The following is a 26,827-nucleotide window of genomic DNA, read 5'->3' as shown; positions in this document are numbered from 1 at the left end:
GGCGGCCCGGGACGGCTGCGGGGACCGGCCGACCGGGTCAGGGGACGCGGGCCTCCTCGAGGCGGTCCAGGATCTCGTCGACGGTCGCGTCGACGTCCCGGCCGCCGGTGTCGAGGTGCAGCCCTCCGGCGGTCGCCTCGGCCTCGGCGGCGAGCTCGTCGGGCGTCCACGCGCCGTACCCCTGCTTGTGGCGCGCCGCGTCGCGGGCCGCCAGGGTGGCCGCGTCGGGAACCAGGACGACGGCGTACCGCGGGCGCGTGCGCAGGCGGCCCAGGAAGCGTGCCAGGTCGTCCCCGAGCAGGATGTCCTGGACGACCGCGGTGACGCCGCGGGCCGCGTAGGTGTCGGCGGCCTGGGCTGCCAGCTCGTGACGCAGGTCGAGCTGCGCGCGGGCGGCCGCGGACAGGGGCGGGTCCATCGGAGCCTGTCCGCTGACCATCGCGCGCCGGAACGTGTCGCCGCGCACGTGGGCGGCGAGCGGCAGCCGCCGCGCGAGCGCGTCGGCGACGGTCGACTTGCCGGCGGCCATCGCCCCCGTGATCACGATGACGGACGCGCCGAGCGGACCGGGGGCGGGGCTGTTCGCGGAGGTCACGGGCAGGACGCTACGTCCGCGCGGCGCAGGTGGCACGGGACGCGGTCCGGAAAATGGATTCTTCCATTGGAAGAATCGGGATAGGCTCGTGTCCCGAAGGCCTCGAGCGGTCGTCTGCGCCGGGGCAGGACAGCGAAGACGAGGGAGTGCTCCATGTCGAAGACCGCCGCACCGGGTACGTCGGTGCAGCTCTACTCGGTGCGCGACGCCATCGCCGCCGACCTTGCCGGTGCCGTCGCGCGCGTGGCGGAGATCGGGTACACGCAGGTCGAGCCGTACGCGTTCCACCAGCGCACCGACGAGTACGCCAAGGCGTTCGCCGACTCCGGCGTCACGGCGCCGTCGGGCCACGCGCCCGTCATCGACGCCGAGGACCCGGACGTCGTGTTCGACGCTGCCGCCCGCCTCGGGATGGGGATCGTCATCGACCCCTTCGTCCCGACGGACCGCTGGCAGACCGCCGACGACGCGAAGCGCCTCGCCGACCGCGTCAACGAGCTCACCGTCCGGGCGGCCGCCCACGACGTGCGCTTCGGCTACCACAACCACCAGTGGGAGTTCACGAACAAGGTCGACGGCCGCCCGGTCTTCGAGCTCTTCGCGGCGCAGCTCGCGCCCGAGGCCGTCCTCGAGGTCGACACGTTCTGGGCGACCGTCGGCGGCGCCGACGCCCCGGCCGTCCTGCGGTCCCTGGGCGACCGCGTCGTCGCGATCCACGTGAAGGACGGGAAGGTGTCCGGCGACATCGCGACCGTCCTGCCCTCCAGCGAGAGCGCGCTCGAGGTGCCGGACGCCCTGCGCGCCGCGTTCGAGAACCAGATGCCGGCCGGGCAGGGCGACGTCGACGTCGCGGCGATCCTCGCCGCCGCGCCGCAGGCCCTCCGGGTCGTCGAGTTCGACTCGTACGCCGGCGACGTCTTCGAGGGCATCGCCTCCTCGCTGGCCTGGCTGAACGAGAACGACAAGTGAGCGGGTCCGGCGTGGCCGGCGTCGGCCTCATCGGCGCGGGGAACATCTCCGACCAGTACCTGTCGAACCTCACCCGGTTCCCCGACGTCGAGGTGCGGTTCGTCGCCGACCTCCTCACCGACCGGGCCGCCGCGCAGGCGGCGGCGTACGGCGTGGCGGACTCGGGCACGGTCGACGAGCTGCTGGCGCGCGACGACATCGAGGTGGTCCTCAACCTCACCACCCCCGCCTCGCACACCGAGGTGGGGCACCAGGCCGTCGCTGCCGGCAAGCACGTGTGGAGCGAGAAGCCGCTCGCCCTGGACCACGACGGCGGGGCCGCACTGCTGGCCGCCGCCGAGGCGGCCGGCCTGCGGGTCGCCTGCGCGCCCGACACCGTGCTCGGCGCCGGGCTGCAGACCGGGCTGCGCGCCATCGCGCGCGGGGACATCGGCGAGCCGCTGACCGCGACGACGATGTTCCACGTGCCCGGGCCGGAGGCGTGGCACCCGAACCCGAGCTTCCTGTACGGCCACGGCGCCGGCCCGCTGTTCGACATGGGGCCGTACTACGTGACGACGCTCGTGCACGCGCTCGGCCCGGCGACCCGCGTGCACGCGGTGTCCTCGCGGTCGCACGCGACCCGCACGGTCGGCTCGGGCCCGCTCGCCGGGCAGGAGTTCGACGTCGAGGTGCCCACGCACCACGCGGCGCTGATCGAGTTCGACGGCGGGCGCTCCGCCCAGTCGGTGTTCTCGTTCCAGCACGCCCTGGCCCGCGCCGGGCTGGTGGAGATCAACGGCACCGAGGGCACGATCGTCCTGCCCGACCCGAACACGTTCGGCGGCGACAGCACGCTGTGGCGCCCGGGCCAGGACGGGCCGACGGTGCTGCCCGCCGAGGGCGCCGAGTACGGGCGCGGGGCCGGCGTCGTCGACCTCGTCCGGTCGATCCGCGCCGGGGAGACCGAGCGCGCTTCCGGCGCGGTCGCGTCCCACGTCCTCGACGTGCTGCTCGCGATCCGCGACTCGGCCGCCGGCGGTGCGGCGGTCGACGTGGCGTCCACCGTGGACGCGATCGCGCCGCTGCCGGAGGGCTGGGACCCGACGGTGGCGACGCTGGGAGTCTCGGCGGTCGTCTAGCCCGGGCGCGAGTCCCGGGGCTCCGGGCGTGACCCGTTCCCCGGGAGCAGGCGCTCCAGGAGCTCCAACGACCGGCGGACGTCGACCGCCTCCGGGTCGAGCAGCCACTGCAGCTGCAGCCCGTCGGACGCCGCGGCCACGAGAGCCGCGGCGTCCGACGGGTCGACGTCCGCCGCGACCGTCCCCGCGCGCTGTCCCGCCTCGATCCGCTCGACGAGGTCGGCGCGCACGCGGCGGAAGCGCTCGGTGACGAACTCGCGCGTCTGCGGGTGAGCGTCCGCCTGGAGGGCGTCGGTCGTGAGGGTCGCGTACAGCCCGACGATGCCCGGGATGGACCGGTTGCGCTCCGCGCTGCGCTCCATCAGCGTGACCGCGGGGACGTCCTCGGGGTCGGAGGGCTCCTTCTCCTGCTGCTCGTGCTGGCGGTAGACCTCGATGAGCAGCTCGTCGCGCGACGCGAAGTAGTAGCGCAGCGCCGCGTGCGACACCCCGATCGACTCGCCGATCGCCCGCAGCGACGTGTCCGTGCCGTGCTCCGCGAACAGCTCGATCGCGCGGGCGAGGATCTCCGCACGCCGTTCCGCGGCCTGCCGGTACGAACGTCCGGGGGTTCGACCCACGGGTCCCGCGCCGCCTTCCGGGTTCACCATGCGGTCATCGTACGGAGCGGGCCCCGGCGGCGGCCCGCAGGCGTCACGCACCGACCAGCGCCTCGCCCAGCGGCGTGCGCACGTGCAGGACGCTCGCGCCGTCGCGCCTCGAGTCGACGAGGCGGGCGGCACGCAGCAGCGCGAGGTGGTGCGACGCCGTCGACACGGCGAGCCCGCCGGCCGCCGCGACCTCGCTCGTCGAAAGCGGTTCCCGGAGCGCGAGCAGCACCCCCGCGCGGCCGGCCCCGAGCAGTCCGGCGAGCGCGTCGGACGGGTCGGCGGCGTCGTCGGCCCAGCGCTCCGAGAGGCCGAGCGCCGGGTAGAAGAGCGTGGGCTGCGCGGGCGGCTCGGTCACGACGGAGCACCGTGGCGCCATGACCGACGGCACGAGCACAAGGCCGCTGCCCGCGCAGTCCAGCACCTCGCCGTGCAGCCGCAGCCGCACCCGCACCGCGTCGGGTGCCCAGCTCACCGCCTCGTGCAGGGTCTCGACCATCTCGCCCAGGCCGTGCGTCGTCGTGCGGCGGGACCGGGTGCCGATGTCGGCGCGCAGGATGCGTTCGAGCTGCGGCCAGTACGGGGCGACCAGCGCGTCCCAGCACTGCTCCCAGGCGTCCGCGACGGCCGCCCGCGTGCGCTCCGGGTCGTCGGCCATCGCGCGCAGCGCGCGTTGCTCGGCACCCGTCGTGCGGTCGACGCGCTTGAGCAGGTCGACCCGCATCGGCCCCGGGTCGGCCTCGTGGAGCCGCTCCAGCTCCCCGGCCGGGCCCAGGTCCCAGCCGGGCGTCGAGGTGAGGAAGTCCGGCAGGTACCCGTCGGGGCCGATCAGCAGCCGCATCAGCTCGAACGCCCGCTCCGGGACCTGCCGCCGGGCCCGGCGCAGCCAGCCCCACTGCAGCGGGTGGTACTGGGGCCGGCTCAGCACGCGGACGGCGTGCGCGAGCTCGTGGCCGGGGGAGATGCCGAACCGGATCGCCGACACGTCACCCGGCGCGAGTCGGAACTCCACGTGGCGAGGCACGCCGACACCGTAGCCGCGCCGTCGTGGCTAGACGCGCTGCGCCGCGAACTCGACGAGGAGCCGGGCGAAGCGCTCCGGCTGGTCCTCGCCCACGAGCGTGGCGGACTCCTCCAGGACCTCGAGGCGGGCGTCGGGGTAGAGAGCCGCGAGCCGAGGGCCGTGGCCGGCCGGCATGAGCGGGTCGTGCGCCGCCCACACCACCAGCACCGGCTTGGTGAACGCGCGCCAGCCTTCGGCGAGCCGCAGCAGCTCGGCGCGCCCCGGGGCGCTGCCGGCGAACTTGGCGAAGTCCCGGCGGATCCTCCGGTCGCGGGTGGCGGGGGCGAACCAGTCCACGAGCAGGTCGTCCGGGAGGCCCACCACCGACATCCCGCCGTAGCCGCCGGGCATGCGGCGGAACGCTCGCACCCGGAAGAGCTGCAGGGTGAGCCACATCCCGCCGGGGATCCGTGCGGCCCGTCCCAGCGCCTTCGCGGCGCCGGGAGGAAAGTTGTCGAACGCCTCGCAGGCGGCCAGCACCAGCCGCCCGATCCGGTCGGTGCGGCCGTCGTTGACGAGGAACTGCCCGCCGCCCCAGTCGTTCAGCACCAGCGTGACGTCGGTGAGGTCGAGCGCGTCGAGGAGATCGCCGAGGAGCCGCGCCATCCCGCGCTGCGACAGGTCCGCGTCCGCCCGCATGGGCTCGCGGTGGCCGCCGAGCGGCAGGGTCGGGGTGATGACCCGGAACCCCGGGAGCAGCGGGACCACCTTGCGCCAGGCGCGGGAGTCCATCGGCGGGCCGTGCCCGAGCACCACGACGGGCCCCGTGCCGCCCGTGTCCTCATAGGTGACGGGCCCTGCCTCCAGCTCGACGACTGCCATGTGACACGCCCTTCGGCCACTCTTGATAGATCGTTCTAGCCAGGCCACCGTAGACTCGCGGCATGTCCGCGGCAACCCCCTCGAACCACCCCCCGCTCCTCGCGGAGGCCCCCGCCGGAGCCGACACGCGTACCCGCATCCGGCACGCGGCGGCGCGGCTGTTCGCGCGGCGCGGGTACGCCGGCACGGGCCTCAAGCAGGTGGCCACGGACGCCGCAGCGCCCTTCGGCTCGATCTACCACTTCTTCCCCGGCGGCAAGGATGCGCTCGCGGAGGACATGATCCGCACGACCGGACCGCAGTTCATGGCGCTCGTGCTGGGTCTCCTGGAGGAACGGGCCGACCCGGTCGAGGCCGTCGTGCACGCCTTCGACTCCGCCGCCGAGGAGCTGGTCGCCGACAGCTATGCCGACGGGTGCCCCGTCGCGACGATGGCGCTCGACGTCGCCGACACCAACGAGCCGCTGCGCCGGGCCGCCGCCGACGTGTTCGCCGAGTGGCTCGACGGCGGCACGGCGTGGTTCTCCCGGCATGTCGCCCGCGACCGCGCGCGGGACCTGGCGCTGGCGATGATCATGCTCACCGAGGGCGCGTTCCTGCTGGGCCGCACCACGCGCGACCCGGGACCGCTGCGGGCCGCCGGTCGCACCATGGGCACGCTGGTCCAGAGCGCTCTCGACGCGACGCCGCGCGGACCGCGGTCGCGCTGACCTTTCGACGCTCGTCGAAAGGGTCGTGGACCCGCCGGTCTCTCGCGAGGCTGGTCGCACCGACGCCGCCCCGGGGTCGGTCGACACGCAGGAGGCTGCAATGACCACGGTGGTACCCGCAGAGGCGATCCGGCTCGACGGCTCGCGGACGCTGCGCTTCGAGGGCGAGCCCCATGGCTCGGGCGTCTCGTTCTTCCTCGTCACCAACGACCCCGGCCAGGGCCCGGGCCTGCACAGGCACCCGTACAGCGAGACGTGGAACGTGCTCGACGGCGAGGCGACGATCCGGATCGGCGACGAGACCGTCGTCGCCCGCGCGGGCGACACCGCCGTCGTGGGGCCCGACACGTGGCACGGCTTCACCAACTCCGGGACCGGCCTGCTGCGCATGATGTGCATCCACGCGTCGGGCACGATGATCCAGCAGGACAAGAGCCCGGAGCCCGAGACCCAGGAGAGCCGCTGATGTCCTTCCAGGCCTACCTCGACGCCGTCGAGACCAGGACCGGGCTGACGCCCCGCCAGCTCGTGGACGCCGCGGCAGAGCAGGGTTTCGGCCCCGGCAGCAAGGCGACCCCCGTCGTCGCGTGGCTCAAGGAGACGTACGGGATCGGGCACGGCCACGCGACGGCCGTCACGCACGTCATCACCAAGGGTGACCGGATCGCCACCACGCATGTCGGCACCGAGGGGTCGCACCGCGACGCGAGCGACCGGCTGTGGCTCGACGGCAGGGACAGCATGCCCGTCGACCGGTGATCCGGACGCCGCGCGTGCGGGCCGACGCCCGCTCGTGTGTGCTGGGCGGTACCGATGCCGAGGAGGCAGAGCCCGTGGTCACCGACGGCCCGTTCGTCGAGGCGTCCGAGTACGTGGGCGGCTTCTGGGTGATCGAGGCCGACGACGAGGCCGCGGCCGTCGGGTGGGCGACGCGGGGGGCGCTGGCGCTGCGGAGCCGGATCGAGGTGCGCGCCCTGCAGGAGCCACCAGAGGCCTGAGACCCCGAGAGGGGGCACGCTGGGAGAAGGCGCCGCGGCCTCTGGCGCCGACGAGAGGAGCGCGAGATGAGCGGAAAGCAAGGTGGGCGGGAGCATGCCGCCCACAAGGGCGGCAAGCGCAAGGGCGGGCTCGGCGCCCTGATCCGGCTGGTGACGATCGGGCTCGTCATCGCGGCCGTCACCAAGGAGCTGCAGAAGGACCCGGACGAGCGGACCTGGCACGGCACCGTGGGCTTCGTGCCCTACGAGTTCCGCGTCCCGACCGTCGAGCGGTTCAAGGAGCGTGTGTGGGACCCCGAGGGCGAGCACCTCGTCAGCCCCCACGTGTTCGGCGTCGGGTGGACGCTGAACCTCGGGCGCGTCGTGGCGCTGGTGCGCGAGCGTTTCGCCGACGAGGAGCCCGACGTCGCCTGACGCCGGCCGGGGACCCCCGGCTCAGCCTCGTCGCCGCACGACGAGCGACTGGTTGCTCACCCCGACCGGTCCGTGCACGTCGTGCAGGACGGCGCTGGTCAGTCCGGCGCCCGCCGGCCCGAAGGTCACGGTCGTGTCCAGGCCCAGCCACTCGCCGTCGGGCGCGCGGAAGAGGTCGGCCGTGAGGTCGAGGTTGGGGAACGCCACCTCGCGCGGGTCGACGCGCACCGACATCCCGTTGGCGACGTCGAGCAGCCCGGCGAACCGGGCGAGGCCGCCGACCTCCTCGTCCTCGACCAGCGGGTGCGGGGTGCGGACCCAGACCGTGCCGCGGCCGGGCCCGGCCATGGTGCGCCGCACGTCGATCGACGCGACGAAGTCGCCCGGCCAGTCGGTCGTCGGGTCCCACGACGGCGTGGCCTCGGGGCCCGGGACCGGGGCCGGCGCGCCCGCCTCGAGCTCCCGGGTGTCGGCCACCGCCGCGAGCCACGCGCGGAGGGTGACCGACCGGCGTCCGCCGCACGCGACCTCCGCCTCCACCAGCTCGACGCCCCGGCCCGGGCGCAGCACGCGCACCTGCGTCTCCATGGGGGCGAGCGGGTAGGTCCCCCAGATGTCGAAGGTCAGGCGCGTCGGCGCCAGGTCGTCGCGGCCTCGCGCCGCGCGGTCGAGCTCGACGAGGTGCGTGAGCAGGCCGAGGGTGGGGGCGACGTGCTGCTCGTCCGTCTTCCAGGCGCCGCCGACGTGGCGGGTGGGGGTGAACGTCGTCGCGCCGGTGCGGGTGAAGTAGGCCATGGGAGTCTCCTACCAGATGCTCACGAGTCCGTGCCCTGCGGCCGGGTCTCGATCTCCTGCATGGTGACGTGCAGGTGCTCCTCCATCGCCGCGGCCGCGCGTGACGGGTCGCCCGACAGGACCGCCTCGAGGAGCTCCTCGTGCTCGGCGGCGGAGCCGGCCGGGTCGGCGCCGGTGGCGAGGTACCGCCGGTGGCTCTCGCGCCTGCTGCCGGCGAGCGTCCGCTCGAGGGCGTCGAGGATCTGGGCGAGGCTGGCGTTGCCCGACGCCGCCGCGACGGCCTGGTGGAAGGCCAGGTCGGTGCGCAGGCGGGTGGGCATGTCGGCGGGGTCGGCCAGGAGCTCGTCGACGGCCGCCCGGGCCCGGGCGAGATGCTCGTGCGCGTCGTCGCGGTCGGGCCCGGCGACCCGCCGGGCCGCGAGCCGGGCGCCGTGCACCTCGAGCGCCGTGCGGATCTCGGTGAACTCCAGGAGGGCGCGGCGGTCGCGCAGCACCGCGAGCGCCACGAAGTTCTCGACCGGCAGGGCGTTGGGCGAGGCGATCACCGCGGCCTTGCCCTGACGGCGCTCGACGAGGCCGCGGGCCTCGAGCGACTTCATCGCCTCGCGGAGCACCACGCGGCTGACGCCGAACCGTGTCGCGAGCTCGCCCTCGGACGGCAGCCGGTCGCCGGGGGCGGCGCCGGGGGCGAGGCACAGCTCCTCGATGAACTCGACGACCTGCGCGGTGAGCGACCGCGGCCGGGCGCGTCGTGCTCCGTTCTCCGTGCTCTCCACCCCGTCCGCCTCTGCTCGTGCGCCGTCGCTGCCGAGCGCGAGCCTACCGACCGCAGGGGCGGAGTTGACCACAGAGCAGCTTGTATTACAGGCTGCGTGCCGACGACGCCGTCGGGCACCTCCGGTCCGGCGCCGCCACCGAGCGACGAGGGAGCGCCAGTGAACGACACCGACCGGCAGATCTGCACGGGGCCCTGGGACGGGCCGGGCGACGGCCCGGGCGCCATCGCGCCGCCGATCTTCCAGACGAGCCTGTTCGCCAAGGCGTCGTTCGGGGACTTCGTCCGCCAGCAGGCCGCCGAGCACGAGAACTACGTCTACAGCCGCGGCACCAACCCGACGGTCGCCTTCCTCGAGAAGCGCCTGGCGCTGCTGGAGGGCGGCGAGGCCGCCAAGTGCTTCGCCTCCGGCATGGGCGCGATCGGCGCCGTCCTCGGCGGGCTGCTGAAGGCCGGCGACCACGTCCTGTTCGTCAACAACGTCTACGGCCCGACGCTGGAGCTCGCGCAGCACCTCGGACGGCTCGGGATCGACCACACGGTCGTCACCGACCCGGGCGCCGACGTCGAGAGCCACCTGACCGACCGGACCGCGCTCGTCTACGTGGAGAGCCCCGGGACGATGCTCATGAAGCTCATGGACCTGCGCGCGCTGACCGAGGTCACGCGCCGGCGCGGCATCCTCACCGCGATCGACAACACGTGGGCGACGCCTCTGTTCCAGAAGCCCCTCGGGCTCGGCGTGGACCTGGTGATCCACTCGCTCACCAAGTACGTCGGCGGCCACAGCGACGTGACCGGTGGCGTCGTGGTGGGCTCGACGGAGCTGGTCCGGGAGATCTTCTACCGGGGCCACCAGCTCTTCGGCGCGGTCATGTCGGCGATGGAGGCCTCGCTCGTGCTGCGCGGCCTGCGCACCCTCCCGGTGCGCATGGAGCAGCACCAGGAGAACGCCGCGCGCGTCATCGACCACCTGCTCGAGCACCCGGCCGTGGCCGCGGTGCACCACCCGTACGCGAACCACGCGCCCGACGACCCGCTCGTGCGCTCGCAGCTCACCGGGTACTCCGGCCTGCTCAGCCTCGAGCTGCGCGACGGCGGCTTCGACGCCGTGTCCCGCTTCGTCGACGCCCTGCGGCTCTTCCGCATCGGCGTGAGCTGGGGCGGCTACGAGAGCCTCGTGAGCTCCCCGGTGCGGCCCGGCAACGCCGCGCAGCTCGCGGCGAACGGCATCCCCGGCGGGCTGGTCCGCCTGTCGGTCGGCCTCGAGGGGGCGCAGAGCCAGATCGAGGACCTGGACCGCGGGTTCGCCGCGACCGCCCGCTGACGACGCCCGGCCGACGACGATGCGGGCCCGGCGCCGACGCCGGGCCCGGGGACGAGAGGAAACGATGCAGTTTCAGCAGGACGAGACCTACCCCGGGGCGCCTGAGGGCGAGCGGCTCGACGAGGAGGCCCGAGACGGCGCCGGGCAGGACGACCGGCAGGACGACCGGCAGGACGACCGGCAGGACGACCGGCCGGACGACCGGCCGGGGCCCCGGCCCGCGGTGGCGCTCGTGGTGCTGCTGGTCGCGGCGGGGATCCTGGTCGGGGGCATCGGGGTCCTGAAGTTCCCGGCGGAGCTCATGCTCATCTTCGCCGCCGTCGTGCTCACGGCGTTCGCCACCCGCCACGGCAGCGGGCTGGACCAGGTCCTCGCCGACATGGGCAGCAAGATCAAGCGCGCGCTGCCGGCGATCCTCATCCTGCTCAGCATCGGCATGCTCATCGGCACGTGGATGATCGCGGGCACCATCCCGCTGATGGTCACCTACGGGCTGGAGCTCATCGACCCGTCGTACCTGTACGTGCTGGCGTTCGTCGTGACGGCGCTGGTGGCGACGTTCACGGGGACGTCCTGGGGTGCGGGCGGCACGATCGGTGTCGCCCTCGTCGGGGTCGCGACGACGATGGACGTGTCGCTGGCGATCACGGCGGGTGCCGTCGTGTCGGGCGCGTACTTCGGCGACAAGCTCTCGCCGCTGTCGGACACGACGAACATGAGCTCGCTGGCGGCCGGCGCCGGCCTCTACGAGCACATCCGGCACATGCTCTACACGGCGGTGCCGTCCTCGGTGGTCGCGATCGTCGTCTTCCTCGTCGCGGGCCTATCCATCGACGCGTCGTCCGTGGACCTGGGCGTCGTCGACGGCACGGTCGCCGAGCTGGAGGGGCTGTTCACCCTCTCGCCGGTGCTCCTGGTCCCGCCCGCCGTGGTGCTCGTGGGGTCGGTCCTGCGCCGGTCGCCGCTAATCGTGCTCTTCGTGTCGTCCATGTCCGCCGTGGTGCTGGCGGTGCTGGTGCAGGGCTTCAGCTGGGCCGACACGTTCGCCGCCGCCGTCTCCGGATTCACGTCCGACATGCTGTCCGGGGAGGTGTCGCCGGACCTCGCGGAGCTGCTCGACCGCGGCGGGCTCTACTCGATGTACGCCTCGGCGTTCTTCGTGTTCTGTGCGTTCTTCTTCGCGGCCGCGCTGGAGGGCTCGAACGTCCTGCGGGTGCTGCTGAGCGGCCTGGTGGAGCGGCTGCGCTCGACGGGCAGCCTCGTGCTGGCGACGCTGCTGTCGGGCTTCGCCATCATCAACGGCACGTCGAACGCGCTGGTCACGTACTTCCTGGTCAACGACCTGTACGGCAAGGCGTACGCGCGGCGGAACCTGCACCCGGTCAACCTGTCCCGGAGCATGGAGGACTCGATCACCATCACCGAGGTGCTCATGCCGTGGACCGTCTCGGGGGTGTTCTTCGCGACGACGCTCGGCGTGGGGAACTTCGAGTTCCTGCCGTGGGCGGTCTTCTGCTGGACCGGCTTCCTCTTCTCCGCCCTGCTGGCGTTCCTCGCGCCCGTCACCCGCGGCTTCGGGATCCGCGCCCTCGACCCCGGCGCCCGCCCGGCGCGCACCGAGGTCGCGGCCTGACCGACCCCCCCTGCGCCAGGCCGGCGACGGGCGCGGGACCGTGCGCGGCGCGGCGCGGGGGACCGGGCCGTCCCCGGCCGTGCGCCGGCCGATGCCCGGCCGTCCGCCGGCCGCGCGACGGACCGGGAGACGCGAACCTCTTGACGCCCGGGACGGCATGCTGTTGCATGTTGATACGATTCAATCCAGCCGACGGAGAGCCCGATGGAGGGCTCCCGATGGACCCCGACGACGGGGCAGTCCCCCGTGGAGGAGGCGCGACGATGCGCATCGAACGGCTCGTGGCCGAGTACGACGCACCCGACCTGGGCCTCGGCGTGGCCGCGCCCCGGCTCTCGTGGAGCCGCAGCGGAGGTGCCCAGGAGCAGTCGGCCTACGAGCTGCGGCTGCGCGACGCCGACGGCGGTGTCGACGTCGCGGCCGGGACCGGCCACCAGCAGGTGCTGGTGGCGTGGCCGTTCCGGGACCTGCGCTCGCGCGAGCGGGTCGAGGTCGAGGTCCGGGTGCAGGCCGGCGGCGAGTGGTCGGGCTGGAGCGCGCCGCTGGTCGTCGAGACCGGCCTCCTCGAGGCCGGCGACGTCCGGGCGCGGATGATCAGCCCGCGCGACGTCGGCGGCCTCGACGACGGCGCGGTCGTGCTGGCACGCGACCTGGAGCTGGCCGGGACGGTGGCCGCCGCGCGCCTCTACATCACGGCGCACGGCGTCTACGACGCCTGGATCGGCGGCCACCGCGTCGGCGACCACCAGCTCGCGCCGGGCTGGACGTCGTACGACGCCCGGCTGCGCTACCAGACGTTCGACGTCACCGAGCACCTGCGGGAGCACGCGGCGGCCGGCGGGACGGAGATCGCGGTCGGGCTCGGCAACGGCTGGTACCGCGGGCAGCTGACGTGGAACCTGTCCCGGGACACCTACGGCGACCGGCTGGGCCTGCTCGCCCAGCTCGAGATCACCTACGACGACGGCCGCACGCAGACCGTCGTCACCGACGAGTCGTGGCGCGCCGGGCCCACCGGCGTCCTCGCCGACGACCTGTACGACGGGCAGGCGACCGACCTGCGCGTCCCCCTCGCCCCCGAGGCGCCGGCGGACGGGCCGGTCGACGTCGTCGACACCGACCTCGGCCGGCTCGTGGCACCCATGGGGCCGCCGGTCCGCGAGGTCGGCACCGTCCCCGCCGTCGAGGTGCTGGCGGCGCCGAGCGGCGCCCAGCTCGTCGACTTCGGCCAGAACCTCGTCGGGTGGGTGCGGCTGCGCGTGACGGGGGAGCCGGGGCAGGAGGTCACCGTCCGGCACGCGGAGGTGCTGGAGCACGGGGAGCTCGGCGTGCGCCCCCTGCGCGACGCGAAGGCGACCGACACGTACGTGCTCGCCGGCGGCGAGCAGGTGCTCGAGCCGCGGTACACCTTCCACGGCTTCCGGTACGCGGAGGTCACGGGCGCGCAGGTGACGGCCGCCGACGCCGAGGGCGTCGTCGTCAGCTCCGACCTGCGCCGCACCGGCTGGTTCGAGTGCTCCGAGCCGGACGTGAACCGTCTCCACGAGAACGTCGTGTGGGGCATGCGAGGGAACTTCGTCGACGTGCCCACCGACTGCCCGCAGCGCGACGAGCGGCTGGGCTGGACCGGCGACATCAACGTCTTCGCGCCGACGGCCGGCTTCCTCTTCGACGTCGGCGGGTTCCTGGGCTCGTGGCTGCAGGACCTCGCTGCCGACCAGCACGCCGACGGCGGCGTGCCCATGGTCGTGCCGGACGTCGTGCACGAGAACGTCGGCGGGCCGCGGCCCGGGGACGACGGCCAGACCCCGGGCGCGGGCTGGGCCGACGCGGCCGTGCACGTGCCGTGGACCCTCTACGAGCGCTACGGCGACGTCGGGGTGCTGGAACGGCAGTACGACTCGATGCGGGCCTGGGTCGACAAGCAGCGCGCCCTGGCCGGCGAGTCCCTGCTGTGGGACACGGGCTTCCAGTTCGGCGACTGGCTGGACCCGGACGCGCCGCCTCACGACGCGGCCGCCGCGAAGGCCGACCCGGCCGTCGTCGCCACGGCCTACTTCGCCCGCAGCGCCCGCCTGCTGTCCCGCACGGCGGAGCTGCTGGGCCGGGACGCCGACGCCGCCGCCTACGGGCGCCTGTCCGACGACGTCGCGGCCGCCTTCCGCGAGGCCTACGTCGACGAGGGCGGCATCGTGCGCAGCGACTGCCAGACCGTCTACGCGCTGGCGATCGTCTGGGACCTGCTGGCGACGGACGCGCAGCGGCACGGCGCGGGCCAGCGCCTGGCCGCGCTGGTGCGGGAGGCCGACTTCCACGTCAGCACCGGGTTCCTCGGCACCCCGCTGATCCTGGACGCGCTGTGCGACGCGGGGTACCCGGAGCTGGCGCACGCGATGCTGCTGACCCGCACGAACCCGTCGTGGCTGTACCCGGTGAGCATGGGCGCCACCACGGTCTGGGAGCGGTGGGACTCGATGCTGCCGGACGGGTCGATCAACCCGGGCGAGATGACGTCGTTCAACCACTACGCCTACGGCGCCGTCGCCGACTGGCTGCACCGGCGGGTGGCCGGGCTCGCGCCCGCCGCGCCCGGCTACCGCGAGATCTCGGTCCGCCCGCTCGTGACCGGGCAGCTGCAGCACGCCACCGCCGGCTACGACAGCCCGTACGGGCGCATCGACGTGTCGTGGCGCCTCGACGGCGAGCGGTTCGAGCTCGACCTGCGCGTCCCGCCGGGCGTCGTGGCCCACCTCGACCTGCCGCTGGACGAGCCGGCGCGGACCGTCGGCGCGGGCGAGCACCACGTGTCCGGCGACTGGGTCCCGGTCGGCCGCCCGCTGCCCGTCGGCTGACGCGGGGGCGCGCGGCTCCCCGGTCCGGGGCGACCCGCGATGACAGCGTTGTCGGGCGGCGGGCCCGCGCGCGACGCCATGCCTGAACTACCCGCCCGGGCCGCCGGCCCGGGCGGGGCGTACTTCTCGACGATGAGAGGACTGACCATGAGATGGCTCAGGAAGTGTCGCGGTATCGGGTCCGCGGCCGTGGTGGTGACGCTCGCCTCGGTGGCGCTCGCGGGCTGCGCGGGCGACGAGCCGGAGGCCGCCGCCGCGCAGAGCGGTGAGCGGACGCTGACGCTCGGGGTCTCGGGGGAGCCGCAGTCCTTCGACCCCGCCCTGCAGCAGAGCGGCGGCGACCAGCGGTGGCGCTGGCAGGCGACCTTCGACTCGTTGCTGCACTGCGAGGAGGACGGCTCCGTCGTGCCCAACGCGGCCGAGTCGTACACGCTCAGCAAGGACGCCCGGACGCTCACCATGAAGCTCCGCGAGGGCATGACGTTCTCGGACGGCTCCCCGGTGGACGCGGCGGCCGCGAAGGCCACCATCGAGCACATGAAGGTGGGCGGCGGCAGCGACGCCGGCCGCGTCGCCGACGTGACCGTCGAGACGCCCGACGACCTCACCGTCGTCCTCGAGGCGCCCCGGCCCACGGGCCAGCTGCCCACCTTCATGTGCCTCGCGCCGGGGGCGATCGCCCAGCCGGAGCAGATCGAGAGCGGCGCGGTCGCCTCCAACCCCGTCAGCTCCGGCCCCTACGTGCTCGACGTCGCCGGGTCGACGTCCGGGTCCGTCTACCGGTTCGAGAAGCGCGACGACTACTGGAACGCCGACGCGTACGCCTACGACGTCATCACGTTCGTCACCATGTCCGAGGCGACGGCGCGGCTCAACGCGCTGATGTCGGGCGAGATCGACGGCGCCACCATCAACTATGACCAGGCGGGCGAGGCGGAGAGCGCCGGCCTGCACGTGCTCTCCGCGCCCGGCACCTGGACGGGGCTGTACCTCAACGACCGCGCCGGCGAGAGGGTCCCCGCGCTCGGCGACGTCCGGGTGCGGCGGGCGATCAACATGGTGTTCGACCGCCAGGCGGTCGCCGACCACATCATGGGCGGCGAGGCCACCCCGACGACGCAGATCTTCAACCCGTCGTCGGCCGCGTTCGACCCCGAGCTGGACGAGCGCTACCCCTACGACATCGAGGCGGCCCGGAAGCTGATGAAGGAGGCCGGCTATTCCGGCGGCTTCGAGGTCGAGGTGCCCACGCAGGGCGAGAACCCGATCTACGCCCCGATGGTGGCCCAGCAGCTCGGGCTGCTGAACATCAGGGTCAAGGAGGTCCCGCTCACCGGGCCGACCGCCATCACGGACATCCTCGGCGGCCGCTTCTCGATCATGGACGCCCGGATGAGCACGTCCGCCTCGTCGCTTTTCAGCATCGTCGAGGCGCTCGAGCCCGGCTCCATCTGGAACGTCATGCAGACCGAGGACCCGAAGCTCCAGCACCTGCTCGACGAGGCGCAGGTCGCGCGCGGCGAGCGGGCGGACGAGGTGTACCGCGAGATCAACGAGTACGTCGTCGACCAGGCGTGGTTCGCCCCGTGGGTCGCGGAGAACACCTTCTTCGCGGTCCGTGACGCGGAGATGCTGCCGGCGATGTCGGACCCGTTCAAGTTCAACCCGTACCTGCGGGACTTCAAGTGATCGTCCGCACAGGCCACACAAGGAGGTGGGGCATCTCATGATCGGATTCACGCTGCGCCGGCTCGCCTCGGCGCTCCTGCTCGTCGTCGTCGTCACCTGCGCGACGTTCCTGCTGATCTTCAGCGACGGCACCACGATCGCGCGCGCCACGCTCGGCGAGAGCGCGACCCAGGAGGCCGTCGAGGCCAAGGCCGTCCAGCTCGGCCTGGACCAGCCCGTCGTCACGCAGTACCTGGACTGGGTCCAGGGCGTCCTGCACGGCAGCCTCGGCAACAGCTACTTCACGGGCGAGCCCGTGACGGCGATGCTCCTCACGAGGCTGCCCGTCACGCTCTCCCTGACCGTCATCGTCGTGCTGCTCACGGCGCTGATCAGCGTGCTGGTCGGCACGCTCGCCGCCGTGCGCGGCGGCTGGCTCGACCGTGCCCTGCAGCTCCTCGCGGTCGCGGGTGCCGCGGTCCCCGGGTTCATCGTCGCGATCGTCCTCGTGCTGACGGTCGCCGTCGGCTGGGGCGTCCTGCCTGCGACCGGCTACGTGCCTCTCACCACCGACCCCGGCGGGTGGGCACGGTCGCTCGTGCTCCCCGTGCTCGCGATCCTCGTCGGCTCCGTGGGCGGGGCGGCGCAGCAGTTCCGCGGCGCGATCTCCGACGTCCTCCAGCAGGACTTCGTGCGCACCCTGCGCTCGCGCGGGATCGGCGAGCTCCCCATCGTCGCGCGGCACGTGCTGCGCGGCGCCGCCGCGCCCGGCCTGACGATCCTCAGCCTGCAGACGATCGGCATGCTCGGCGGCGTCGTCCTCATCGAGCAGGTGTTCGCGCTCCCCGGGGTGGGCAACCTCGCGCTCGAGACGACCATGCGCTCCGACGTCCCCGTCGTCATGGGGTGCGTCGTCTTCACCGTCCTCGTCGTCGTGGTCGTGAACCTCCTGGCGGACGTCGTCGGTGCCTGGATCAACCCGAAGGTGAGGCTCGCATGAGCACGGTGCACACCCCCCAGGCCGTCCTCGACGCCCGCGACGCCCGCCCCGAGGCCGGGGCGGCGCCGGGGCCGCGCGACGACGGGCGCGGTGACGACGGGGCGCTGCGACGCCTCCTGCACGACCCGCTCGCCGTCGGCGCGATGGCGTACATCGCCCTCGTGGTCGTGGTGGGCGTGTTCGCGCCGCTGATCGCGCCGAGCTCGCCGAGCTTCGTCGACCTCTCCCAGGCGAACACCGCCCCGTTCAGCGGCGGGGACTTCCTGCTCGGCGGCGACTCCTCCGGCCGGGACGTCTTCTCCCGCCTGCTCTGGGCCACCCGCGGCACGCTCGTCGCGTGCGTCATCGTCCTCGTCGTCTCCACCGTGATCGGGGTGGTGGGCGGGCTGCTCGCCGGCTACTTCCGCGGCCGCACCGAGGTGGTCGCGAGCTGGGTCGCGGACGCGATCATGGCCCTGCCCGGCATCGTGCTCCTCATCGCGCTCTACACGGTCATCGGGCCGTCGATCCCGACGGCGATGGCCGTCTTCGGGGTGCTCATCGCCCCCGCGAACTACCGCCTCGTGCGAGCGGTCGTGGGCCAGGTGCGCAGCGAGCTGTACATCGACGCCGCCAAGGTCTCGGGGCTGTCCGACCTGCGCATCGTCTTCCGGCACGTGCTGACGGCGGTGCGCGCGCCGATCCTCATCCAGAGCGGGTACGTGCTGGCCGCCGGCATCGGCATCCAGGCGGGCCTGGAGTTCCTCGGCCTGGGCAACCCGAGCGTCCCGTCGTGGGGCGGCGTCCTCGAGCAGGCGTTCTCCGCGATCTACCTCAACCCGCAGGGGGTCGTCGCCCCGGCGGTCGTCGTGAGCCTCACGACGCTGGCGTTCGTGCTGATGGGCAACGCGCTGCGCGACGCGCTGCAGAGCACGGGCCGGAGCCGCCCGGTCGACGCCGACCGGGTCGCCGAGGCGCGCGCCGCCCGCGTGGCGCCGGCGGCCGACCCGGAGCCCGACGCGCTCGTGGCCGTGCGGTCGCTCAGCCTCGGCTACCCCGACGGCGAGGGCGGCGTGCGCTCGGTCGTCGACGGCGTCGACCTCGTCGTCCACCGCGGCGAGATCCACGGCCTGGTGGGGGAGTCCGGCTCGGGCAAGTCGCAGACGGCGTTCGCGATGCTGGGGCTGCTCCCCAAGGACGCCGTGGTGCTCGGCGGGGCGGTGCTGTTCGACGGCGCCGACCTCCTCGGCGACGCCGGCGCGATGCGCCGCGCGCGCGGCACCCGGATCGCCTACGTGCCGCAGGAGCCGATGAGCAACCTCGACCCGACGATCACCATCGGGCGCCAGCTCACCCTCGGGCTCCGGGCGGCCCGCCCGATGCCCAAGGCCGCGGCGCGCACGCACCTGCTCGGCCTGCTGGCGCGCGTCGGCATCGCGGACCCGGAGGCGGTCTTCGACCTGTACCCGCACCAGATCTCCGGCGGCATGGCGCAGCGCGTCCTCATCACGGGGGCGATCGCCGGCGACCCGGACCTCATCGTCGCCGACGAGCCGACCACCGCGCTCGACGTCACCGTGCAGGCCGACGTGCTGGCGCTCCTGCGCGAGCTGCGGGACGAGCGCGGGCTCGGGATGGTCCTCGTCACCCACGACCTGGGCGTCGTGGCGGACATCTGCGACTCGGTGAGCGTCATGCGCGACGGGTCGATCGTCGAGCACCAGGAGGTCAGGTCCTTGTTCGCCGCACCCGAGCACCCGTACACGCGGGAGCTGCTCTCCTCCACCCTCGACCCCGAGGAGGCGTGATGAACCACGCGAGCGCACTGCTGTCCGTGGAGCACCTGGTCGTCGAGTACCGGTCCGGGCGCCTGCGGGGCCCGAAGCGGGTCATCGACGACGTGAGCCTGACGATCGGGGCGGGCGAGACGCTCGGCCTCGTCGGGGAGTCCGGGTCCGGCAAGACGACGATCGGCCGGGCGATCCTCGGGCTCGCGCCCGTGACGTCCGGGCGGGTCGTCCTCGACGGCACCGACATCAGCCGGCTCGGCCGCCGTGAGCGGCGCGACCGGGCGCAGGGGGTCCAGGCGATCTTCCAGGACCCGTACTCCTCCCTGAACCCGTCGATGTCGATCGCGGAGATCCTCGTGGAGCCGATCCGCGAGGGCACGCAGGCGGAGAAGCGCCGGCGGGTGCACGAGCTGCTCGACGCCGTGCGGCTGCCGTCCGACGCGGGCCGTCGTCAGGCTCGCGAGTTCTCCGGCGGCCAGCGCCAGCGGATCGCCATCGCCCGCGCCCTGGCCCTGCACCCGCGGCTCATCGTCTGCGACGAGCCGACGAGCGCGCTCGACATGAGCACGCAGACGCGGGTGCTGGAGCTGCTGCGCGAGATCCAGCAGCGCACGGCCGTGTCCTACCTGTTCATCAGTCACGACCTGGGCGTCGTGCGGGCGATGAGCGACCGGACCGCGGTGCTGCTGGGCGGCCGGGTGGTGGAGGAGGGGACGGCCGACCAGGTCGCCGGCGACCCGCGGCACCCGTACAGCAAGCGGCTGCAGATGGCGACGCCCGTCGCCGACCCCGTGCTGCAGGCGCAGCGCCGCCAGGAGCGCCAGGCGCTGCTGCGCGAGCAGGCCGCGGCGGGGGTGGCCTGATGGACCCGCAGCTCGTCGACCTGTTCGAGAACCCGCCACGCCACCACGGCCCCGTGCCGCTGTGGTGGTGGAGCGGGGCGCCCGTCACGCGCGAGCGCGTGCGGTGGCAGCTGGAGAGGTTCGTCGCCGGGGGGATCCACGACCTCGTGCTCATGAACCTGGCGCCCAAGGGGCCGACGTACGGCGCCCCGCCGGACGACCCGCCGTGGTTCAGCGAGCCCTGGTGGGACCTGGTCGGGTACGCGTGCGACGTCGCGGCGGAGCTCGGGGTGCACCTCTGGCTCTACGACCAGATCGGGTTCTCCGGCGCGAACGTGCAGGGCGCGATCGTGGCCGCCCACCCCGAGGCGGCCGGCCGGGTGCTGCGGCACCGGTCCGCGGCCGTCGACGACGACGGCCGCGTGCCCGTGGGCGACCGCGACCACCTCCTCGGCGTCTACGCCGGGCGGGACGGCGCCCACGGGTGGCGCCGCCTCCCGGTGCGCGACGGGCGCGTCGACGCGCGTGCGGGGACGGAGGTGCGGGTGGTGTGCTGGCAGGAGACCGCCTTCGACTATCTGTCCCCGGAGGCCTGCGCCCGGCTGATCGACGCCGTCCACGGCGAGTTCGACCGCCGCCTCCCCGAGCACCTGGGCTCCGTCATCGCCGGCAGCTTCCAGGACGAGCTCCCGGCCATGCCGACCTGGTCCGCCCGGTTCGCCGACGAGTTCGCGCGCCGCCGCGGCTACGACCTGCTGGACCACCTCCCGTCGCTGTGGGAACGCGGGGGCGCGGCCGACGACGAGGTGCGCGCGGACTACCACCTCGTGCGCACCCAGCTCGCCGAGGAGGCGTTCTTCCGCCCGCTCGGCGAGTGGCACGAGCGGCGCGGCATGCTCGTCGGCGCCGACCAGACGAACCCGGCGCGGGCGGGCTGGCCGACGCAGAGCTCGCAGCTCTACGGCGACTACTTCGCCACCCACCGGTGGATCAACGCCGTCGGCAGCGACCACGAGGGCGACGCGCGCGTGCACTCGTCGATGGCCGACCTGTACGGCCACCCGCGGGTGTGGATCGAGTCGTTCCACTCCAGCGGGTGGGGCGGCACCCTGGAGGACACCTGGGACTGGCTGCTGCCGTTCTTCCGCAGCGGCGCGGACCTGTACAACCCGCACGCCGTCTACTACGACACCCGGGCCGGCTGGTTCGAGTGGGCCCCGCCGGGGACCGACTTCCGGCAGCCGTACTACGCCGCCTACCCGAGCTTCGCCCGCGCGGTGGCGCGCACCTCGGCGCTGCTGACCTGGGGCGACCACGTCGTCGACGTCGGCCTGCTCTACCCGGCCGCGACCGGGCACGCCGAGCTGACGCCGGACGGGCCGATCGACTACTTCGGCGACGGGCAGGTGGGCGCGTCGCACGAGCGCGCCGACCGGGCGCAGGCCACCTACCTGGCGCTCGCCGGGACGAACAACTGGTTCCGCCACGCGCCGGGGGCGTTCGACGTCGCCGGCGTCGACTTCGACGTGGTCGACGAGGACTCGGTCCGCCGGGGCGTCGCCGACGACGGGGCCCTGCGCGTCGAGGCGCTGCGGCTGCGCACCGTCGTGCTCCCCGCCGTCACGCACCTGCAGCCCGGCACCGCCGAGCAGCTCGTGCGCCTGCTCGACGCCGGCGGGCGCGTCGTGGTCGTGGGCGCGGACCCGGAGCACGTGACGGGGCGCGTGACGGGGCGCGCCGTGCCGGAGTCGTCGCGGGCGGCGCTGGCCGCGCTCACCGCGCACCCGCGGCTCGTGCGCGTGGGCTCGCCCGAGGAGGCCGTGTCCGTGGTCGCCGACGGCGGGACCCCGGCGTGGGCGCCGCAGGGACTGCGCGCCCGCCGGTCCGGGGACGTCACTGTGGCGTTCCTGCCGGCGGCGGCCCCGAACGCCACCGCCTTCCCGCTGCGTCGCGACCCGGGCTCGCTGCACTGGGACGACATCGACTTCGACCCCGCCCGCTACGCCGCCGCCACCCGGGTCGAGGTGGACGGGCCCGTGGCGTGGGCCGAGGTGTGGAACCCGGCGACGGGCCACCGCGCCGAGGCGACCGTCACGACGGGGCCGGCGGGGAGCACGATCGACGTCGACCTCGCCGGCGCGCCGGCGGTGTTCGTCGTCTGGGGCGAGGGCGAGCCCGCGCGCGCGGCCGTCGCCGCTCCCGTCGCTCGATCCGGCGCGGCACCCGCGGCGCCGGACGACGCGACCGAGGAGGTCCTCGACGACGGCTGGACCCACGAGCTGGTGCCCACCCTCGACAACACGTGGGGGGACATCGCGCTGCCCGCGGGCGCCGACGTGCCGCTGGAGGTCTGGCGGATGCGCTGGCGCGACGGGGACGCCGAGCCGGTGGACGTGCGTGCGACCTTCGGCCAGCAGGTGCTGGTGCACGGCCCCGCGACCGCGCCGCCGTCGCCGCTCGGTCCGAAGGAGGCCGAGCGGGTGCACGGCGGCGCCGACCTCGCCGGCCCGGACTGGCAGGTCCACCGGTTCTCGCGGTCGCGCGGCCTCGACACCGACGACGGCCACCGGTACGAGCCGAAGGGGTTCGTCCCGGAGGAGTTCCTGGTGCTCCCGGCCCCCGGCGACGGCGAGCACGTCACGGTGCGCACCGTGCTGCGGGTGCCGGAGGCCGGCGCGTACGACCTCACCGTGGCGGCGCCGGGCGCGAAGCGGGTCCGGGTCGACGGGGTCGAGGTGCACGACGACGGCGGGTCCGACGGGCTGTTCGCGACGACCGTCCCCGTGCGGCTCGCGGGCCGCACCGCCGTGCTGGAGTACACCGTCGGCGCGAGCGAGCTCCCCGCGTCGGTGCACGGCGACCGGCCGCGCACGATGGGCTCGTGGTTCATGCTCGAGCGCGCGGGGGAGCACGTCGCGCGGCCCGAGTTCGTCGCGCCCGCCGCCGTGACGGGCGGCGAGGGCGACCTGCGCACCCGCTTCACCACCGCCGCCGACGCCGAGCGCCTCGTGGTCGTCGTCGGCTCGACCAGCGCGGCGCGGGTCGAGCTGGACGGCCGCCCGGTGGGGCGCCAGGAGAAGGTGCAGTACTACGAGTCGGACGCCGGCGACCGGCCGATGTTCTTCACGCACCGGCTCGACGGCGTCCCCGCCGGCGAGCACGAGCTGCGGGTCGTGGCCGAGACCGCCGACCCCGGGCACGCCGTCTCGGTGGACGCCGTCGTCGACGGGCCGGCGGGCCGGCAGGCCGTGGTGAGCGGCCCCGCCTGGACGACCGGCACCACCGGCGAGCGGGTGCGCGTGGTGCGCGGGCTGGGCGCGGGGCTGACCCACACCCACGTCGCCCGTCGCCCGCACCCGCTGCCGGGCACGTCGTGGCTGGCGGGGGAGCCCGAGCTCGGGGCCCCGGCGGTCGCGTTCGAGGCGGCCCGGTCCGCGGCACCCCGCGGCCAGGAGTTCGAGGTCCTGCTGCCGGCGGGCACCCGCGAGGTGGACCTGCCGGTGCCGGCGTCGTCGGTGCGGCTCGGCGGGCAGGTCGTGACCCCGGAGGCCGGGACGCTGGTGCTGGAGCGGCCCCTGGAGCGGCCCACGGAGCTGGTCGTGCAGGTCGGGCCGCGGGCGTTCTCGGTCGGGGGTGCGGCCTGGTCCGGCCCGGTCGTGGTGCGGACGGAGGCCTTCGGCGGGCCGTTCGGCGACTGGCGGGAGCTGGGGCTCGGCGCGTGGAGCGGTGCGGTGCGCTCGACCCGGCGGCTCGCCGCCCGGGACGGGGAGCGGCTGACGCTGGACCTCGGCCGGGTGCGCGGGGCGGTCGTGGTGGCGGTGGACGGCGAGGTCCGGGACACCGTCTTCTGCAGCCCGTTCGCCGTCGACCTCGGGCCGCTCGCGCCGGGGGAGCACGAGGTGGCCGTGACCGTCTACGGCACCCTCGCGCCCCGGCTCGACTCCGTCAGCCCGACGGCGTTCCTGCGCCCGTCCCAGCTCCTGACGGGCGTGCTCGGACCGGTCCGGCTGCGCCGGCACCGCGCCGGCTCCGACACCAGCACCGACATTTCTCGAGCAGAAGGGGACCGATGATGACCGACCTGCACCCTGCGCCGCAGGACCTCCTGCCCCGCACCGTCCGCCGCCGGGTGAAGATCGGCCTGGTGGCCGGCGGCCTCGGGACCTACTGGCCGCAGTTCCCGGGTCTGCTGCCGCGGCTGCAGGAGTCGGCGCGGTACGTCTCCGAGCGCTTCCGTGGGATGGACGCCGAGGTGACGGACGTCGGGTTCGTCTCCGACGCCCAGGAGGGCGCGGCGGCGGCCGAGCGGCTGCGGCAGGCCGACTGCGACGTCATCGTGCTGTTCCTGGCGACCTACCTGACGTCCTCGATGGTGCTGCCGATCGCGCAGCGGTCCGGGGCGCCGGTGCTGGTGGTCGACCTGCAGCCCACCGCGCGGATGAACCACGCCGAGACCGACACGGGCGACTGGCTCGCCTACTGCGGGCAGTGCCCGGTGCCGGAGCTGGGGAACGTCTTCCGGCGCGCCGGGATCCCGTTCCGCTCCGTCTCGGGCTGGCTGGAGCAGGACGCCGCGTGGCGCCGCATCGAGCGGTGGGTCGCCGGGGCGCGGGTGCGCGGCGCGCTGCGGCACGCCCGGCACGGGCTCATGGGCCACCTGTACCCGGGCATGCTCGACGTCTCGACCGACCTCACGCTGCTCCCGGCCACCTTCGGGTCGCACGTGGAGGTGCTGGAGCTCGACGACCTGCGGTCCCGCGTCGAGCAGGTGACGGACGAGGAGGTGCGGGAGCGGACGGCCCTCGCCCGCGAGATCTTCCACGTGGACGGCTCGGTGGCGGAGGACGACTTCGCGTGGGGCGCCCGGGTCTCGGTCGGCCTCGACCGGCTCGTGGACGACTTCGGGCTCGACACGCTCGCCTACTACCACCGCGGCCTCGACGGCGAGCTGCACGAGCGGCTGGCGGCGGGGATGATCCTCGGCGCCACGCTCCTCACCGGCCGGGGCGTCCCGACCACCGGGGAGTACGAGCTGCGCACCACGGTGGCACAGCTCGTCACCGACGTCGCCGGGGCGGGCGGCTCCTTCTGCGAGATCCAGGCGCTGAACTTCGACGACGACGTGGTCGAGATGGGTCACGACGGGCCGGCGCACCTCGGGAACTCCGCCGGCCGGCCGCTGCTGCGCGGCCTCGGCGTCTACCACGGCAAGCGCGGCTGGGGCGTGTCGGTGGAGCTCGACGTGCGGCCCGGGCCCGTCACGCTGCTCGGCGTGGGGCAGGACGCCGACGGCGGCCTGTCGTTCGTCGTCTCCGAGGGCGCCGTCGTGCCGGGGCCGCTGCTCGAGATCGGGAACACGACGAGCCGGGTCGACTTCGGCCGCGACCCGGGCGAGTGGGTCGACGCGTGGTCGGCGACCGGGGTCGGTCACCACTGGTCCCTCGCGCTCGGCCATCGCGCGGGCGACCTGCGCGCGGCCGCCGACCTGCTGGGGGTGCCGTTCCGCACGGTGTGACGCCGCGCCCGGCTGCGTACGGTCGTACGCAGCCGGGCTACCATCGCCCGCATGACGACCGACCACTTCGCCGGCGACCTGCGCACGAACCACGAGCGCATGCTCGCGGGCGACCTGTACATCGCCGACGACCCCGAGATCGAGCGGCGGGCCCGGCGGGCGATGCGCCTGCAGGGCGAGTACGCCCGCACCGCCCCGCTCGACCCCGAGAAGGCCGGGGCGGTGCTCGCCGACCTGCTGGGCACGCTGGGGGAGGGCGCCGTCGTCCGCGCGCCGCTGTACGTGGACTACGGGGAGAACCTCCACGTCGGCGCCCGCACGTTCGTCAACTACCACCTCACCGCGCTGGACGTCGCGCCCATCACGATCGGCGAGGACTGCCAGATCGGCCCGAACGTCCAGCTCCTCACGCCGACGCACCCCGTCGAGCCCGGCCCGCGCCGGGACAAGCTGGAGGCCGCGCTGCCCATCACGCTGGGCGACAACGTCTGGCTGGGCGGCGGGGTGATCGTCTGCCCGGGCGTCACCATCGGGGACAACACGGTGATCGGGGCGGGCGCGGTCGTGACGCGGGACGTCCCGGCGAACGTCGTGGCGGTCGGCAACCCCGCCCGCGTGGTCAGGTCGATCGGCGACGACGCCGGGCGCGCGGAGGCCGGGGGGACCGATGGCTGACGGGCCCGCGCCGCGCCGCCGCACGCGCCGCACCGACCCCGGCCGGCGCGACCGGATCATCGACGCCTGCCTCGACGTCGTCGTCGCGAACGGGGTGAGCGGCACCTCGCACCGCCGCGTCGCCGAGGCGGCGGACGTGCCCCTGGGTTCCATGACCTACCACTTCACCGGGATGGACGAGCTGCTGCGGGAGGCGTTCACGCGCTACGCGCGCACGGTGAGCGACCGGTTCGAGCGGCGGATGTCCGAGGCGGCGGACGTCGGCGAGGCGCGGCGGGCGGTCGTCGCGATGATCACGTCGGACGTCGTGACGAGCCGGCGCGACCTCGTCCTCACCCACGAGCTGTACACGCTGGCCGCGCGCGAGCCCGCGTTCCGCGACATCACCAACGCGTGGATGGCGCGCTCCCGCCACGCGCTGGAGCGGCACTTCGACCCGACGACGGCCCGCCTGGTGGACGCGCTCATCGAGGGGCTCACCATCCACCGGGCCCTGGACACGCCGCAGGACCCGCCGGGCGGCGGCGCGGGGTACGACACGGCGCTCGTCGTCGACGCCGTCGAGCGCGTCACGGCCGACCCGGGCTGACGCCCGGCAGGGTGCCTCGCCCTCGGGCGCGCCCGGCCGGAATGCGGT

The 26,827-nt window shown here is 74.5% G+C and carries 24 protein-coding genes; 18 read left to right on the top strand and 6 right to left on the bottom strand.

Translation table 11 applies throughout. From position 1 onward, the window contains the following. Nucleotides 1–37: 37 nt before the first annotated feature. Nucleotides 38–595, bottom strand: a complete 558-nt coding sequence (locus IEW03_RS16715) for an AAA family ATPase (protein ID WP_229738370.1) — start codon at nucleotides 593–595, stop codon at nucleotides 38–40. Between the two features lie 153 nt (nucleotides 596–748). Here IEW03_RS16715 and IEW03_RS16710 point away from each other — a divergent pair, with 153 nt between their 5' ends. Further along, nucleotides 749–1,564, top strand: coding sequence for a sugar phosphate isomerase/epimerase family protein (locus tag IEW03_RS16710; protein WP_188524832.1), 816 nt, complete (start codon nucleotides 749–751; stop codon nucleotides 1,562–1,564). Next, nucleotides 1,561–2,685, top strand: coding sequence for a Gfo/Idh/MocA family protein (locus tag IEW03_RS16705; protein ID WP_188524831.1), 1,125 nt, complete (start codon nucleotides 1,561–1,563; stop codon nucleotides 2,683–2,685). The genes IEW03_RS16710 and IEW03_RS16705 overlap by 4 nt, the downstream gene beginning before the upstream one ends. On the opposite strand, the gene IEW03_RS16700 is transcribed toward IEW03_RS16705, so the two are convergent. From IEW03_RS16700 to IEW03_RS16690, 3 genes are read right to left on the bottom strand one after another with little or no spacing between them, the layout of a single operon-like run. Continuing rightward, nucleotides 2,682–3,335, bottom strand: a complete 654-nt coding sequence (locus IEW03_RS16700) for a TetR/AcrR family transcriptional regulator (RefSeq protein ID WP_188524830.1) — start codon at nucleotides 3,333–3,335, stop codon at nucleotides 2,682–2,684. The genes IEW03_RS16705 and IEW03_RS16700 overlap by 4 nt on opposite strands. Nucleotides 3,336–3,378: 43 nt before the next feature. Further along, the gene (locus IEW03_RS16695; RefSeq protein ID WP_188524829.1) at nucleotides 3,379–4,356 is read right to left on the bottom strand and encodes an ArsR/SmtB family transcription factor; all 978 of its coding nucleotides are present in this window, start codon (nucleotides 4,354–4,356) and stop codon (nucleotides 3,379–3,381) included. Nucleotides 4,357–4,383: 27 nt separating this feature from the next. After that, complete coding sequence (locus tag IEW03_RS16690) at nucleotides 4,384–5,217, bottom strand: alpha/beta fold hydrolase (protein WP_188524828.1); 834 nt, start codon at nucleotides 5,215–5,217, stop codon at nucleotides 4,384–4,386. Nucleotides 5,218–5,279: 62 nt separating this feature from the next. On the opposite strand from IEW03_RS16690, the gene IEW03_RS16685 reads away from it, so the two are divergent. From IEW03_RS16685 to IEW03_RS16665, 5 genes are all read left to right on the top strand, one after another. After that, on the top strand, nucleotides 5,280–5,927 hold the full coding sequence (locus tag IEW03_RS16685; protein ID WP_188524827.1) for a TetR/AcrR family transcriptional regulator: 648 nt from the start codon (nucleotides 5,280–5,282) through the stop codon (nucleotides 5,925–5,927). Between the two features lie 100 nt (nucleotides 5,928–6,027). Then, a complete protein-coding gene (locus IEW03_RS16680) occupies nucleotides 6,028–6,393 on the top strand; it encodes a cupin domain-containing protein (protein WP_188524826.1) in 366 nt (121 codons plus the stop codon). Next, complete coding sequence (locus IEW03_RS16675; RefSeq protein ID WP_188524825.1) at nucleotides 6,393–6,686, top strand: DUF4287 domain-containing protein; 294 nt, start codon at nucleotides 6,393–6,395, stop codon at nucleotides 6,684–6,686. Before IEW03_RS16680 ends, IEW03_RS16675 begins: the two co-directional genes overlap by 1 nt. Before the next feature lie 74 nt (nucleotides 6,687–6,760). Continuing rightward, a complete protein-coding gene (locus IEW03_RS20495) occupies nucleotides 6,761–6,925 on the top strand; it encodes a YciI family protein (RefSeq protein ID WP_229738369.1) in 165 nt (54 codons plus the stop codon). 66 nt (nucleotides 6,926–6,991) lie between these two features. Beyond that, nucleotides 6,992–7,339: a DUF5808 domain-containing protein gene (locus IEW03_RS16665; RefSeq protein WP_188524823.1), complete on the top strand. Its 348-nt coding sequence runs from the start codon at nucleotides 6,992–6,994 to the stop codon at nucleotides 7,337–7,339. 21 nt (nucleotides 7,340–7,360) lie between these two features. Here the strand turns inward: IEW03_RS16665 and IEW03_RS16660 are convergent, their stop codons facing one another. Next, on the bottom strand, nucleotides 7,361–8,134 hold the full coding sequence (locus IEW03_RS16660; RefSeq protein WP_188524822.1) for a thioesterase family protein: 774 nt from the start codon (nucleotides 8,132–8,134) through the stop codon (nucleotides 7,361–7,363). 20 nt (nucleotides 8,135–8,154) lie between these two features. Further along, nucleotides 8,155–8,910 (bottom strand): FadR/GntR family transcriptional regulator, encoded by a 756-nt coding sequence (locus IEW03_RS16655; protein WP_188524821.1) that lies wholly within the window; start codon nucleotides 8,908–8,910, stop codon nucleotides 8,155–8,157. Nucleotides 8,911–9,069: 159 nt separating this feature from the next. Between IEW03_RS16655 and IEW03_RS16650 the strand changes: the two genes are divergently transcribed. The 11 genes from IEW03_RS16650 (at nucleotide 9,070) to IEW03_RS16600 (ending at nucleotide 26,779) form a co-directional block, all read left to right on the top strand. Beyond that, nucleotides 9,070–10,236: a trans-sulfuration enzyme family protein gene (locus IEW03_RS16650; protein WP_188524820.1), complete on the top strand. Its 1,167-nt coding sequence runs from the start codon at nucleotides 9,070–9,072 to the stop codon at nucleotides 10,234–10,236. A 64-nt stretch (nucleotides 10,237–10,300) separates the two neighbouring features. After that, nucleotides 10,301–11,869: a Na+/H+ antiporter NhaC gene (gene nhaC / locus IEW03_RS16645; protein WP_188524819.1), complete on the top strand. Its 1,569-nt coding sequence runs from the start codon at nucleotides 10,301–10,303 to the stop codon at nucleotides 11,867–11,869. A 263-nt stretch (nucleotides 11,870–12,132) separates the two neighbouring features. Then, nucleotides 12,133–14,721, top strand: coding sequence for an alpha-L-rhamnosidase (locus IEW03_RS16640; protein ID WP_188524818.1), 2,589 nt, complete (start codon nucleotides 12,133–12,135; stop codon nucleotides 14,719–14,721). A gap of 147 nt (nucleotides 14,722–14,868) precedes the next feature. Beyond that, entirely contained in the window at nucleotides 14,869–16,410 is a 1,542-nt protein-coding gene (locus tag IEW03_RS16635) for an ABC transporter substrate-binding protein (protein WP_188524817.1), read from the top strand. A gap of 37 nt (nucleotides 16,411–16,447) precedes the next feature. Further along, on the top strand, nucleotides 16,448–17,389 hold the full coding sequence (locus tag IEW03_RS16630) for an ABC transporter permease (protein WP_188524816.1): 942 nt from the start codon (nucleotides 16,448–16,450) through the stop codon (nucleotides 17,387–17,389). Then, entirely contained in the window at nucleotides 17,386–19,176 is a 1,791-nt protein-coding gene (locus tag IEW03_RS16625; RefSeq protein ID WP_188524815.1) for a dipeptide/oligopeptide/nickel ABC transporter permease/ATP-binding protein, read from the top strand. The genes IEW03_RS16630 and IEW03_RS16625 overlap by 4 nt, the downstream gene beginning before the upstream one ends. Further along, entirely contained in the window at nucleotides 19,176–20,021 is an 846-nt protein-coding gene (locus IEW03_RS16620; protein ID WP_188524814.1) for an ATP-binding cassette domain-containing protein, read from the top strand. The genes IEW03_RS16625 and IEW03_RS16620 overlap by 1 nt, the downstream gene beginning before the upstream one ends. Beyond that, complete coding sequence (locus IEW03_RS16615; RefSeq protein WP_229738368.1) at nucleotides 20,021–24,073, top strand: glycosyl hydrolase family 2 protein; 4,053 nt, start codon at nucleotides 20,021–20,023, stop codon at nucleotides 24,071–24,073. The genes IEW03_RS16620 and IEW03_RS16615 overlap by 1 nt, the downstream gene beginning before the upstream one ends. Continuing rightward, nucleotides 24,073–25,515, top strand: coding sequence for an L-fucose/L-arabinose isomerase family protein (locus IEW03_RS16610; RefSeq protein WP_229738367.1), 1,443 nt, complete (start codon nucleotides 24,073–24,075; stop codon nucleotides 25,513–25,515). The genes IEW03_RS16615 and IEW03_RS16610 overlap by 1 nt, the downstream gene beginning before the upstream one ends. Nucleotides 25,516–25,566: 51 nt before the next feature. Then, nucleotides 25,567–26,190 (top strand): sugar O-acetyltransferase, encoded by a 624-nt coding sequence (locus IEW03_RS16605; protein WP_188524812.1) that lies wholly within the window; start codon nucleotides 25,567–25,569, stop codon nucleotides 26,188–26,190. Further along, nucleotides 26,183–26,779, top strand: a complete 597-nt coding sequence (locus tag IEW03_RS16600) for a TetR/AcrR family transcriptional regulator (protein ID WP_188524811.1) — start codon at nucleotides 26,183–26,185, stop codon at nucleotides 26,777–26,779. Before IEW03_RS16605 ends, IEW03_RS16600 begins: the two co-directional genes overlap by 8 nt. Nucleotides 26,780–26,827: the final 48 nt, after the last annotated feature.

Source organism: Isoptericola cucumis (assembly GCF_014635665.1).
Lineage (GTDB): Bacteria > Actinomycetota > Actinomycetes > Actinomycetales > Cellulomonadaceae > Isoptericola > Isoptericola cucumis.
This window is presented reverse-complemented; position numbering and strand designations above follow the sequence as displayed.